The following is a 13,174-nucleotide window of genomic DNA, read 5'->3' on the forward strand; positions in this document are numbered from 1 at the left end:
ATATTTTGCATTCGCATGTGTGGTTTTTTTGGCCTGCCCCGTCTTCCTCCCGACTGTGTTTGATACGCACACCTTTTTGGCTATTTAGCCACCCCGGGGGATTTCATGTTTCGCGCGCCTTGCCACGCTTCGCACCTGTTTCTTCGACCGACGCTGATTGCCACCTGCCTGGCGTTCAGCCTCAATGCCCAGGCCGAGTCCTTCAAGCTGCAACTGCCCGCCCAGTCGCTGGCCACGTCCCTGAGCCAAGTGGCGCAGCAGGCGAAAATCCAGCTGCTGTTCGATGAAACACTGCTCAAGAACGTGCAGGCGCCCGCGCTCAATGGCGACTTCACCCCCGAAGTGGCGATTCGCAGCCTGCTCAAAAACGGCGAGTTCACCCTGATCAAGGTCGGCACCACCTACGTGGTGCGCCCCGACGAGGGCAAGACCACCCACAGCAGCGCTATCCAGCTGGACGCCCTCAGCGTGATCGGCACCGGTAACGAAGTCGACTCAAGCACTGTCAACCGTTCCACCCTCAGCCAGGCCGACATCGACCGCTACCAGTCCAATAACATTCCCAGCCTGTTGCAGACCTTGCCCGGCGTGAGCCAGGGCGGTTCGCTCAAACCCGGTGGCCAGACCATCAACATTCGTGGTTTCGGCGATGCCGAAGATGTGCCGATGACCGTCGATGGCGCCACCAAAAGCGGCTTTGAGCGCTACCAGCAAGGCACGGTGTTTATCGAGCCCGAGCTGATCAAAAGCATCGAGGTGGAAAAAGGCCCCAACTCACCGTTCACCGGCAACGGCGGTTTCGGCGGCACGGTCAACATGACCACCAAAGATGCCCCGGACCTGCTCCAGGACGGTCGCAACAGCGGCGCGATGCTCAAGTACGGCTACTCCAGCAACGACCACGAACAGGTTTACAGCGGTGCCGTGTATGGCCGCACCGACGACGGCCGTTTCGACGCGCTGGCCTACCTGACCCAGCGCGACGGCGGCGACATGAAAGTGGCCGCCAAGTTGCCCAACGACAACAACCAATACCCGGTAAACCCGCAGCGCCTGCCCAACAGCGCCCAGGATGTGGACGGTAAGTTGTTCAAGGTCAACGCCCACTTGACCGAAGAGCACAGCGTCGGCCTCTCCTACTCGCGTTCCCACAGCAATCGCTGGACACCGTTTTCTGCTGCCAGCTACCCGACGCCGCCGACCCAGGCCAACATCGATCGCTACGGCTATGAAGGGGCGTTGAAGCGTTTTTTAGCCCAACGTGACACCGTCGACACCACCTGGTCGGGCAAGTACGAATACCAGCCCGTGGACAACCCGCTGGTGGACCTGAGCGTCAAATATTCCCAGTCCAACACCGACCAGACCGACGAGCGCGACGCCACGGCGTTTTTCCAGCTGGCCACCGGCGGGCGCAAGATGGACACGTCCTACACCGACAAAAACCTCGACATCCGCAACGTCAGTCTGTTTGACACCGGGCCCTTGCAGCATGCCGTCACGGTGGGTGGCCAGATCCGCAAGCACATCCGCGAAACCGAGATGTGGATGCCGGGCACTGCCTACAACACGGCGCGCTACAACTACGGGCATTTCCAGCCGGGTTTCATGCCCCACGGCAAGGTCGATACCCACAGCTTCTTTGTCCAGGATGCAGTGACCGTGGGCGACGTGACCATCACCCCGTCCCTGCGCTACGACCACGTGCGCAACCGCGGCGAAGGCAACGATGCGCCGTACTACAACAACCCGGACCCGTCGTTCGGCCACGACTACAGTGACCGCACCTACACCGGCTGGTCGCCACGCCTGGCGTTGTTCTGGAACGTCACGCCGAACCTGGGGCTGTTCGCCAACTGGAGCAAAACCTGGCGCGCGCCGGTCATCGACGAGCAGTATGAAGTGCAAGGCCTGGGCAGCCGCACCGCCACCAGCGTCGACCTCGACCCGGAGCGCATCACGTCGATCACCGTGGGCAGCGTCGTCAGCTTCGATAACCTGATTGCCCATGACGACAACCTGCAAGTGCGCACCACGTTGTTCCACAACAAAGTCGAAGACGAAATCTTCAAGGCCACCGGCGTCGGCTGCCAGAACCAGGCCGTCAACGGTGGCACGATTTCCAGCGCCTGCCCGCCTGGGGCGATGTCCAATTACCGCAACATCGGCGGCCTGACCATCAAGGGCTTTGAACTCGAATCGTTCTATAACTCCACCTACCTGTTCGGCTCGGTGTCGTTCGCCTACGCCAAAGGTGAACACGAAGGCGCCTACACCAACCCGTGGGGGCCGGATGTGGCGGCACGTGACATTCCACCGACCAAATGGGTGCTGGTGCTGGGCACCAACATTCCGGCCTGGGATGCCCAGGTAGGCTGGATAGGCCAGTTCATCGGCGCCACCGACCGCTTGCCCAGCGATACATATTCCGGCGGACCGGGCAGCAGCGTGGGCGACCTGTTCTACGACCAGTACGGTAACAAGGCCTACAACACCCAGGGTCTGTTCGCCAAATGGAAACCGCAACAGGCTTACCTGAAAGGCACCGAGGTGAATTTCACCGTGGACAACTTGCTCAACAACAACTTCCGCCCGGCCCTGAGCGGCGACCGTGCCTACACCAAAGGTCGCGATGCGAAGATCAGCATTACGCGGTTCTTCTAAGGTGAGGTGCTGCGGGTGTGTGGGTTTGTCTGCACGACCGAGGCGCTCCCTTCGCCGCCTCGCTAAAGCTCGACAGCTCCCACATGGATCTCCATTTGCTCGCGATCTTCTGTGGGAGCCGTCGAGCCCTGGCGAGGCGGCGAAGGCGGCGGCACTGCCAACCCGAGCGATTGAAACTGTACGGATAAATCCGCACCCAGCTGTAGGCCAGCAATCGGCGAGGGTTGTGGCTAGATGGGCTTCCCTTGAAGCCCTCTAGATTCGGGTCGCCCTCATGAGCTCGCGCGAAAACACCGGCATGGCCCTCGGCCTGCTGGGCGTCATCATCTTCAGCCTCACCTTGCCGTTCACCCGCATCGTCGTGCAGGAGATCCATCCGTTGCTCAACGGCCTGGGCCGTGCCTTGTTCGCGGCAGTTCCGGCGGCGGCGCTGTTGCTGTGGCGCCGCGAGCGCTGGCCCACCTGGCGCCAGGTGCGCGGGCTGTGCCTGGTGATAGCCGGCGTGATCCTCGGTTTTCCGGTGCTGTCGGCCTGGGCCATGCAAACCTTGCCAGCCTCCCATGGCGCACTGGTCAACGGCCTGCAGCCGCTGTGCGTGGCGCTGTATGCGGCGTGGCTCTCCCACGAGCGGCCGTCAAAAGCCTTCTGGGCCTGTGCGGCGCTGGGCAGTGCATTGGTGTTGAGTTACGCGCTGATCACCGGTGCCGGCAGTGTCCAGGCAGGCGATTTGCTGATGCTCGGCGCGATTGCCGTGGGCGGCCTGGGGTATGCCGAAGGTGGCCGCCTGGCCAAGGAAATGGGTGGCTGGCAGGTGATCTGCTGGGCGCTGGTGCTGTCGACGCCGGTGTTGATCGGCCCTGTGTGGTACATGGCGGCGCAGCATCAAGGGGCAATTTCGACGCGTGCCTGGTGGGCGTTTGGTTACGTGTCGCTGTTCTCGCAGTTCCTGGGGTTCTTCGCTTGGTACGCCGGGTTGGCCATGGGCGGCATCGCGCGGGTCAGCCAGATCCAGTTGCTGCAGATCTTCTTCACCATCGCGTTTTCGGCGTTGTTTTTTGGTGAGCATATCGAGCCGATCACCTGGCTGTTTGCCTGTGGGGTGATCGTGACAGTGATGCTGGGGCGCAAGACCGCGGTGCAGCCCGCGCCTGCCCCCAAGCCGAACGCTATCTAATGTGAAAGCACACGTGTGTGGGCGCCGGGCTTGCCCGCGATAGCATCACCAAGGTTCAGCTGAAAGACCGAGTCGCCTGCATCGCAGGCAAGCCAGCTCCCACACAAGCCCGGCTCCCACAGCGTCTGTGTTCAGTTCAAGAAGCCATCCGCGCGCAGCAGGGTTTCCAGGCAGTGCTCGCTGATCTGGTAGAACGCCTTCAGCGCCTGGATTTTCTCCAGCAACTGCGCGTTGTCCACCGGCTCGCTGCGCTTGATCGCCAGGATCATCTTGTTCTTGTTGGTGTGTTCCAACGAGATGAACTCGAACACCTTGGTCTCATACCCACAGGCCTCGAGGTACAGCGCACGCAGGCTGTCGGTGACCATTTCCGCCTGTTGGCCCAGGTGCAGGCCGTATTGCAGCATCGGCTTGAGCAGCACCGGGCTCTGGATCTGCAAGCGAATCTGTTTGTGGCAGCACGGCGAGCACATGATGATCGACGCGCCCGAACGGATACCGGTGTGGATCGCGTAATCGGTGGCAATGTCACAGGCATGCAGCGCAATCATTACGTCCAGGTCACTGGGCGCCACGCTGCGTACGTCACCGCACTTGAACACCAGCCCAGGGTGTTCCAGGCGTGCGGCCGCGCTGTTGCACAACGTCACCATGTCTTCGCGCAGTTCCACGCCAGTCACTTCGCCCTCGGCCTTGAGGGTGTTGCGCAGGTAATCGTGGATGGCGAAGGTCAGGTAACCCTTGCCCGAACCGAAATCGGCGACGCGCACCGGCTGATCCAGTTTCAGCGGCGACGAGGTCAGCGCATGGCTGAACACTTCGATGAACTTGTTGATCTGCTTCCACTTGCGCGACATCGACGGGATCAGCGCCTGCTTGGCGTCGGTCACGCCCAGGTCGGCGAGGAATGGCCGGCTCAGGTCAAGGAAGCGATTTTTCTCGCGGTTGTGCTCAGCGGACGGCGCCTCACGCAGTTGCTGGGGCTTGCTTTTGAACAGCGAGCTTTTGTTCTTCTTGCTGTATTCCAGCTGGACTTCGTCGGTCAGCGACAGCAAATGCGCATTCTTGAACGAGGTGGGCAGCAGCGCAGCAATCGCTACCACGCCCTCGGCCAGCGGCAAGTTCTTGGTGATATCGCGGGTCTTGTAGCGGTAGACGAAGGACAGGCAGGCCTGCTCCTTGACCTCTACCGGCTTGATGATCAGCCGTTGCAATTGGGCTTCCTCACCCACGTACTTGGCCAGCACCAGCTTGATAAACGCGTTCTGCGCCAGGCTTGCGCTCAGCAGCTCGATGAACTGGGCGTGATGATCCGGCGCAGGGCGGGCAGGTTGAGCGGTGACGGACATGAACAAAAACGCCTCGGGCTGGGAATGCCGGGCATTTTAGGGGAGATGAAGGTTTAGGGCACGGGCTTATTTGATCAACGGTCGATTCGTCCAGCCTGCACAGATCCAAAGGTGGGAGGGAGCTTGCCCCGATGGCGGTGTATCAGCTCCAAATGAGTTGCTTGACACACGGCCATCGGGGGGCAAGCCCCCTCCCACATTTTGGTTCAGTGGTGTTTGGGTTATTCGAGTACGACCAACCTGTTGGGCAGTTCATTACGGGTTTGCGTCACCGGCACATGCACCTTGAGCAACTCACCGCAGGCCTCAATGCACGCGATAAACCCGGCCAACGTCTGCCCCTGCTTCACCTGCTGGGTGAACGCCTTGACGATGGTGTCCCAACTGCCGTCATCCAGGCGCTTGGAAATGCCCTCGTCCACCAGGATTTCCACATAGCGCTCCGCCTCGCTGACAAAAATCAGCACACCTGTGCCGCCCAGCGTGTGGTGCAGGTTCTGCTCCAGGAACTGGCGGCGCGCCAGGTTGGACGCGCGCCAATGCCGTACCGAGCGCGGGATCAGACGCGTGGTGACTTTCGGCAGGCGAAACACCAGGCACAACACGATAAACGTTGCCCACTGTGCCAGCAGCAAGGTGTACATGGTCAGGTAGCCCGACAAGTAATGCACCACGCCGGGGACCACCAAGGCGATCAGACTGGCCCAGAGCAACGGGATATAAGCGTAATCATCGGCACGCGCCGCCAGCACGGTGACCAGTTCGGCATCGGTGGTTTTTTCGACCCGAGCGATCGCCTCAGCGACCTGGCGTTGCTCGTGTTCACTCAGTAGTGCCATGGTTGTAGATGCCCCTTTCTAGTTATCGTCATTACCAGCCACCCGAGGCCCCGCCACCGCCAAAACCACCGCCGCCGCCTCTGAAGCCACCACCGCCGCCCCCGCCACCGCCGCCGCGCCCGCTGCTGCTGAGAATCGCCAGCAGAATAGCGCCAACCGGCAGGCCCAGGCGATTGCACAACCACAGCACGCCAATCAGCAAGATAAACAAGCCGATGGAAAACCCCGGGTTGTTCTTGGCGAAATTCGCATCGGCCACATGCGCCGGCACGGCCAGCGGCTCGCCACCCACCACTTGCACCATCGCCGCCACACCGTCGCTGATGCCCTGGCTGTAATTGCCCGCCTTGAACTTGGGCGCGATCACCTGGTTGATGATCACCCACGACTGCGCATCGGTCAGCACACCTTCGAGGCCATAGCCGACTTCGATGCGCAACTTGTGCTCATCACGGGCGACGATCAACAGCGCGCCGTTGTCCTTGCCCTTCTGCCCGATGCCCCACTCGCGACCCAATTGGTAACCGTAGTCTTCAATGGGCACGCCTTGCAGGTCGGGCACGGTGACCACCACGATCTGGTCGCCCGAGGTTTGCTCCAGCGCCTGCAACTGCTGGGTGATCTGCGCGCGGGTTGCCGGGTCGATCATCTGGGCGCTGTCCACCACCCGTCCGGTCAAGGCCGGGAACGTCAATGCCGCCTGGGCGGCACCCACGCAGGCCAGCAACCACAGCGCCAAGCCTATCCGTAATAAACGCATCGACACCTCAGAGAAGCCTTATTTGAACTTCACTTGTGGCGCTTTATCGGCATCGGCGCTGGTGGCTTCAAACGTGGCGCGGATCGGCAAGTCGCTGTACATCACGCTGTGCCACAGGCGGCCAGGGAAGGTACGGATTTCGGTGTTGTAAGCCTGCACGGCCTGGATAAAGTCACGGCGAGCCACGGCAATGCGGTTTTCTGTGCCTTCAAGTTGCGATTGCAGGGCCAGGAAGTTCTGGTTGGCTTTGAGGTCCGGGTAGCGCTCGGACACCACCATCAAACGGCTGAGGGCGCCGCTCAAACCATCCTGGGCTTGCTGGAACTGCTTGAGTTTTTCCGGATTGTCGAGGGTGCTGGCATCCACCTGAATCGAGGTGGCCTTGGCCCGCGCTTCGATCACGGCGGTGAGGGTATCTTGCTCATGCGCTGCGTAACCCTTGACCACTTCCACCAGGTTGGGGATCAGGTCGGCGCGGCGCTGGTACTGGTTCTGCACCTGGCCCCAGGCCGCCTTGGCCTGTTCATCCAGGGTCGGAATGGTGTTGATGCCGCAACCGCTCAGCACTGTGCTGATCAATAGCAAAGCGGCGGCTTTCAAGCCCCAGCGGTAACCTTGTGCTGCTTGCATGGTGTTTCTCCTGCTCAAACTTGATGGAAGTTGACGACTAACCCTTTAAACCACGCGCTTGGGGCATAATCCGCCGCCACCACTGGATTGCATTGAGCCAATCAGCTAAAAAGATGCCCAGCGCGAATAAGAGTTCACAAGTGTCGTGCATTTACTGCAATAACACTCGAACAACAACATATGTTCCCCACATTTTGGCAGAGCGGCGCATTTTCGCTGTGCAGTAGCCGAAAAAGGATATTCATGAAGAAGCTGTGTTTGCTAGGCCTTGTTGCCACTCTGGCCACTCACCCCGTCTGGGCAGAAACAAAGCCTGCTGCGCTTAAAGACAAGGACGCCTTTGTCAGCGACCTGCTCAAGCAGATGACCCTGGATGAAAAGATCGGCCAATTGCGCCTGATCAGCATCGGCCCCGAAATGCCCCGCGAGCTGATCCGCAAGGAAATCGCCGCCGGCCGTATCGGCGGCACCTTCAACTCGATCACCCGCCCGGAAAACCGTCCGATGCAGGACGCGGCCATGCGCAGCCGGTTGAAGATCCCGATGTTCTTCGCCTATGACGTGATCCACGGCCACCGCACAATCTTCCCGATCAGTTTGGCCCTGGCCTCCAGCTGGGACATGGACGCCATCGGCCGCTCCGGGCGCATCGCCGCCCAGGAAGCCGCTGCCGACAGCCTCGACATCACCTTTGCGCCGATGGTCGACATCTCCCGCGACCCACGCTGGGGCCGTACATCCGAAGGCTTCGGCGAAGACACCTACCTGGTCTCGCGCATTGCCGAGGTCATGGTCAAGGCCTTCCAGGGCGCCAGCCCCGCCAATGCCGACAGCATCATGGCCAGCGTCAAGCACTTCGCCCTGTATGGCGCGGTAGAAGGCGGTCGCGACTACAACGTGGTCGACATGAGCCCGGTCAAGATGTACCAGGACTACCTGCCGCCGTACCACGCGGCAATCAAGGCCGGTTCCGGCAGCGTGATGGTGGCGTTGAACTCGATCAACGGCGTGCCCGCCACCGCCAACACCTGGCTGATGAACGACTTGCTGCGCAAGGACTGGGGCTTCAAAGGCCTGGCCGTCAGTGACCACGGCGCGATCTTCGAGCTGATCAAGCACGGCGTGGCCAAGGACGGGCGTGAAGCCGCCAAGCTGGCGATCAAGGCCGGCATCGACATGAGCATGAACGACTCGCTGTATGGCAAGGAACTGCCGGGGTTGCTCAAGTCCGGCGAAATCGAACAGAGCGACATCGACAACGCCGTGCGCGAAGTGCTCGGTGCCAAGTACGACATGGGCCTGTTCAACGACCCGTACCTGCGCATCGGCAAGGCCGAGGATGACCCGGCCGACACCTATGCCGAGAGCCGCCTGCACCGCGCCGACGCCCGTGATATCGCGCGCCGCAGCCTGGTGCTGCTGAAAAACCAGAACGACACCCTGCCGCTGAAAAAGTCCGCGACCATCGCGCTGGTCGGCCCGCTGGCCAAGGCCCCTATCGACATGATGGGCAGCTGGGCTGCCGCCGGTAAGCCTGAACAATCGGTAACCCTGCTCGACGGCATCAATGCCGTGATCGGCGAAAAAGGCAAAGTGATCTACGCGCGTGGCGCCAACATCACCAACGACAAGGCCGTGGTCGACTACCTCAACTTCCTCAACTTCGATGCGCCGGAAGTGGTGGATGACACCCGCCCAGCCCAAGTACTGATCGACGAAGCGGTGAAAGCGGCGAAGGATGCTGACGTGGTGGTCGCGGCCGTAGGCGAGTCGCGTGGCATGTCCCACGAGTCCTCGAGCCGCACCGATTTGAACATTCCGCAAAGCCAGCGCGACTTGATCAAGGCCCTCAAAGCCACGGGCAAACCGTTGGTGCTGGTGCTGATGAACGGCCGCCCACTGTCGATTCTTGACGAGAACCAACAAGCCGACGCGATCCTCGAAACCTGGTTCGCCGGCACCGAAGGCGGCAACGCGATTGCCGACGTGCTGTTCGGTGACTACAACCCGTCGGGCAAGCTGCCGATCACCTTCCCACGTTCGGTGGGGCAGATTCCGACCTACTACAACCACCTGAGCATTGGCCGGCCCTTCACGCCGGGCAAGCCGGGCAACTACACCTCGCAATACTTCGATGACGTCACCGGGCCGCTGTTCCCGTTTGGCTATGGCCTGAGCTACACCACGTTCAGCCTGTCCGACATGGCGCTGTCGTCCACGACGCTGAACAAGACCGGCAAGCTCGACGCCAGCGTCACGCTGAAAAACACCGGCAAGGTCGACGGCGAAACCGTGGTGCAGCTGTATATCCAGGACGTGGCCGGCTCGATGATCCGCCCGGTGAAAGAGCTGAAGAACTTCCAGAAGGTCATGCTCAAGGCCGGTGAAGAGCGCACGCTGCACTTCACCATCACCGAAGAAGACTTGAAGTTCTACAACACCCAGCTCAAGTTCGCCGCGGAACCGGGCCAGTTCAATGTGCAGATCGGGCTGGATTCCCAGGATGTGCAGCAGCAGACGTTCGAATTGCTGTAATACCTGCAGCCCCCTCTTCGTTGGAGAGGGGGCTTGCGCCCTTCCCCGTCTCAGTCAGTAAAAAGTCAGCGTTCCCTCCCCGCTTCAAGCCAAGTCCTACATCAGGCGCCCGGCCTACTCACGCACGCTATTGACCCGAAATAACTGTGCAGGTGTGTGGACCATGTCGCCCCCGAAAAACGTTCGAGCACCCGCAACGCAGGCGCCCGCTCAATCATCATTCAAGCCAGCGGCGATCGCCCTCTGTGTGCTCGGATGCCTGTCGAGCCTGGCGGCCCACGCAGCCAGCTACATCGAACAAGGCCGGTTGCACGATGCAGCCAGTTGGCACAGTCAAGAGTTCAACAAAGACTGGGGGCTGGGTGCAATCGGTGCCGACCACGCCTACGCCAGGGGGTTGAGCGGCACAGGGGTGCGGGTGGGGGTTTACGATTCTGGAACCGATGTGCGCCACCCTGAATTTGCCGGCAAGCCCCATTCCGGCGTGCGCCTGGCCGACCCTGGCTGCATGAGTGAGACAGTGCTGGCTGATGGCTGCTTTTTCAGCGAGGGTGAACGTTCAGCGGTGAATGTCATCGACTCGCTGCCTCCCGAAGCCTTGCTCGGCCTGGAGGAGGCCATTGCCAATGGCGACATCACCCGCGAAGAACTTGATAACTATCTGAAAAATGTAAGCACTCACTACAACGCTCACGGCACGCACGTGGCCGGCAAAATAGTCGCCAACCGTGATGGCTCTGGCGTGCAGGGTGTGGCCTACGGCGCGCACATGAGTGCCGTGCGCAAATTCAGCAACAGCTACCTGGGCGGGCCTGGTTTAAGCCCTTTCAGCGTCACCAACGTAACGCCTGCAGCCGTGAGCAGGGCCTACGCGCAACTGCACGAACAGCAGGTACGCGTGGTCAATCACAGCTGGGGCACACCTACGCCCCTGGCGGGTGAGGCAGAACTCGACGCCTTCCTGGCCGAGATAAATCAATATCAAGAGCTCAAGGCCACAGCCGAGGGTGCGATCAAATACGGCATGCTGCAGGTTTGGGCAGCGGGCAATACCGACACGGCCAACGCCTCGCCCCAAACAGCACCGTTTACCGGCGTCCATTCGAGCCTGCCCCGCGCAATCAAGGCGCTGGAGCCTTATTGGCTGACCGTGGTCAACCTCGATCAAAGCCTGACATTGAGCGACCGCTCCTACCGTTGCGGCTTCAGCAAAGACTGGTGCCTGGCCGCACCCGGAACGGATATCACCTCAGCCTGGGTGTCGGGTTCGATCACCACCGAAAACCACCATGACGCCGACGGCGAAGTCGATGGTTTCAAGGTGACCGGCGACAATCCTGCGTTCAACTACCTGACCGCCTCCGGCACCTCCATCGCCGCCCCGCACGTGACCGGCGGCCTAGCCCTGCTGATGGAACGCTTCCCCTACCTCGACAACCCGCAAATCCGCGACGTGTTGCTGACCACCGCCACCGACCTGGGTGAGCCTGGGGTAGACGACGTCTATGGCTGGGGCCTCATGAACCTGAAAAAAGCCATCGATGGCCCTGGCCAACTGCGGGTCGACACCGTGGTGAACATGGACCGCCCCGCCGGCGGCGCCAGGGTCTGGCAAGGCGGCGCCTGGGACGACTGGCGCAACGACATCAGCGGCCCGGGGCACCTGGAAAAAACCGGCATCGGCTGGCTGCGCCTGAGCGGCAACAACAGCTTTGCCGGCGTCACGCTCAAAGAGGGTGTGCTGGAGCTGGACGCCACCAATACCCTCAAAGGTGACGTTAACCTCGAAGGCGGTCTGCTGCGCCTGAATGGTTCACTGGCCGTCGAGGGCGACTACCGACAAGCAGCCGGCTCCACCCTGATGACCGGGCTGACCAGCCAGACAGCCCCGGCCACATTGCAGGTCCAAAAGCAGGCGTCCATCAACGGCGGCTCGTTGTACCTGAGTGCGCAACCCAACCACTATTACCTGGGCCAGCGTTACAGCATCCTTCAAGCCCAAGGTGCGTTGAATGGCGAATTTACCTCGGTAGACCGCCGCGAGTTCTCACCTTTCCTCAGCGTTTCCCAGGTCAAGCAAGGCAATAACTTGCTGGTGGAGTTTGGCCGCGGTCAGTCACTGGCGTCAGCGGCGCAGACTGCTAACCAACGCGCCGTCGCCCATGCTGCGGATGCTGAAACCCAACCCTCGCCGCTGCTGCAACGCCTGACCGCGCTGTTTCCCGAGCAAGCACCTTCAGCCCTGGACCAGTTGAGCGGCGAACTGCATGCCAGCACCCAAGCGGTGCTGATTGAAAACAGCCGTGTCGTGCGCCAGGCCGCGCTCGACCGTCAGCGCCTGGCGCAAGACAGCCGCGACGCCGCACTCGACGCCAACAACCAAGGCATCTGGGTGCAACTGCCGCGTCAATCCGGCCAACTCGCAGGCAACAGCAACACCACGCGCACTCACCACAACAGCACGGGCCTGCTGTTGGGGTTCGATCACACGCTGGAGCAAGGCACTCGCGTGGGCGTGGTCGCCGGCAGCGGCCGCACGGATGTGAAGGCCGGTTCGCGAGGCAAAGCCAGCGTCGACACCTACCAATTGGCCCTGCACGCCGGCCACACATGGGACGCGTTCGGCGTGTATGGCGGCATCGCCTATGCGCAACATGAGATCGAAACAAAACGCCGCGTCAGCTTCCCCGGCGTAGACAACCGCCTGACCGCCACATACGCCAGCCGCACCGTGCAGACGTTTGCCGAGGCCAACTACAGGTTCAGCCATGACTTCTGGAACTGGCAGCCGTATCTGCAACTGGCCAATGTGCAACAGCGCAGCGAAGGCTTCAAAGAGCGCGGCAGCATGGCCGCACTGAAGGGCAAACGCTCGAAGGAAAACGTCAACCTGACCACCGGCGGTGTGCGGGTCAACCTCGACCTGGGCAAGGCGCAGATCGGCCCGTCATGGCTGAGCCTGCGTGGCGGCCTGGCCTATACCCATGCAAGCGGCGACCTGCAACCGACCACTCAGGCCGCCTGGGACGGCGGCCGCGTGATGAGCGTCAGCGGCGCGCCGTTGGATCGCCTCAGCACCCGCCTGGAACTGGGCGCCACCGCGCGCCTGAGCCGCGACAGCACCTTGGACTTCGGCTTCAGCCAACAGCGCGGTGAGCGCACACGCGACCAAAGCCTTACGGCGCAGTACACATTGCAGTTTTAGTCAGCAACGGCGGGGGCG

Annotated in this window: 8 protein-coding genes; 4 read left to right on the forward strand and 4 right to left on the reverse strand. The window is 61.5% G+C overall.

Annotated features, from left to right (window positions below; translation table 11 throughout):
- Positions 1-105 precede the first annotated feature (105 nt).
- Both AC19YS_RS11010 and AC19YS_RS11015 read left to right on the forward strand, forming a co-directional pair.
- Entirely contained in the window at positions 106-2,664 is a 2,559-nt protein-coding gene (locus AC19YS_RS11010) for a TonB-dependent receptor (RefSeq protein WP_200623584.1), read from the forward strand.
- 274 nt (positions 2,665-2,938) lie between these two features.
- Positions 2,939-3,838 carry a DMT family transporter gene (locus tag AC19YS_RS11015; protein WP_500601692.1) on the forward strand — a complete coding sequence of 300 codons (900 nt, stop codon included), beginning with the start codon at positions 2,939-2,941 and terminating at the stop codon, positions 3,836-3,838.
- Between the two features lie 131 nt (positions 3,839-3,969).
- Here the strand turns inward: AC19YS_RS11015 and AC19YS_RS11020 are convergent, their stop codons facing one another.
- The 4 genes from AC19YS_RS11020 to AC19YS_RS11035 form a co-directional block, all read right to left on the reverse strand.
- Positions 3,970-5,187: a class I SAM-dependent methyltransferase gene (locus AC19YS_RS11020; protein ID WP_500601693.1), complete on the reverse strand. Its 1,218-nt coding sequence runs from the start codon at positions 5,185-5,187 to the stop codon at positions 3,970-3,972.
- A 221-nt stretch (positions 5,188-5,408) separates the two neighbouring features.
- Positions 5,409-6,026: a TPM domain-containing protein gene (locus AC19YS_RS11025; protein WP_106577058.1), complete on the reverse strand. Its 618-nt coding sequence runs from the start codon at positions 6,024-6,026 to the stop codon at positions 5,409-5,411.
- A gap of 31 nt (positions 6,027-6,057) precedes the next feature.
- A complete protein-coding gene (locus tag AC19YS_RS11030) occupies positions 6,058-6,786 on the reverse strand; it encodes a TPM domain-containing protein (protein WP_500601695.1) in 729 nt (242 codons plus the stop codon).
- An 18-nt stretch (positions 6,787-6,804) separates the two neighbouring features.
- On the reverse strand, positions 6,805-7,416 hold the full coding sequence (locus AC19YS_RS11035; RefSeq protein WP_106577060.1) for a LemA family protein: 612 nt from the start codon (positions 7,414-7,416) through the stop codon (positions 6,805-6,807).
- Between the two features lie 243 nt (positions 7,417-7,659).
- On the opposite strand from AC19YS_RS11035, the gene bglX reads away from it, so the two are divergent.
- Both bglX and AC19YS_RS11045 read left to right on the forward strand, forming a co-directional pair.
- Entirely contained in the window at positions 7,660-9,951 is a 2,292-nt protein-coding gene (bglX, locus tag AC19YS_RS11040; RefSeq protein WP_106577061.1) for a beta-glucosidase BglX, read from the forward strand.
- Positions 9,952-10,114: 163 nt separating this feature from the next.
- Positions 10,115-13,156 carry a S8 family serine peptidase gene (locus AC19YS_RS11045; RefSeq protein ID WP_500601698.1) on the forward strand — a complete coding sequence of 1,014 codons (3,042 nt, stop codon included), beginning with the start codon at positions 10,115-10,117 and terminating at the stop codon, positions 13,154-13,156.
- Positions 13,157-13,174: the final 18 nt, after the last annotated feature.

The organism is Pseudomonas sp. MF08831 (assembly GCF_059862645.1).

What these genes read in the sequence shown, in the direction of transcription:
- AC19YS_RS11010 (WP_200623584.1), top strand. Translation starts at nt 106, where the DNA reads ATGTTTCGCGCGCCTTGCCACGCTTCGCACCTGTTTCTTCGACCGACG.
- AC19YS_RS11015 (WP_500601692.1), top strand. Translation starts at nt 2,939, where the DNA reads ATGAGCTCGCGCGAAAACACCGGCATGGCCCTCGGCCTGCTGGGCGTC.
- AC19YS_RS11020 (WP_500601693.1), bottom strand. Translation starts at nt 5,187, where the DNA reads ATGTCCGTCACCGCTCAACCTGCCCGCCCTGCGCCGGATCATCACGCC.
- AC19YS_RS11025 (WP_106577058.1), bottom strand. Translation starts at nt 6,026, where the DNA reads ATGGCACTACTGAGTGAACACGAGCAACGCCAGGTCGCTGAGGCGATC.
- AC19YS_RS11030 (WP_500601695.1), bottom strand. Translation starts at nt 6,786, where the DNA reads ATGCGTTTATTACGGATAGGCTTGGCGCTGTGGTTGCTGGCCTGCGTG.
- AC19YS_RS11035 (WP_106577060.1), bottom strand. Translation starts at nt 7,416, where the DNA reads ATGCAAGCAGCACAAGGTTACCGCTGGGGCTTGAAAGCCGCCGCTTTG.
- bglX (WP_106577061.1), top strand. Translation starts at nt 7,660, where the DNA reads ATGAAGAAGCTGTGTTTGCTAGGCCTTGTTGCCACTCTGGCCACTCAC.
- AC19YS_RS11045 (WP_500601698.1), top strand. Translation starts at nt 10,115, where the DNA reads ATGTCGCCCCCGAAAAACGTTCGAGCACCCGCAACGCAGGCGCCCGCT.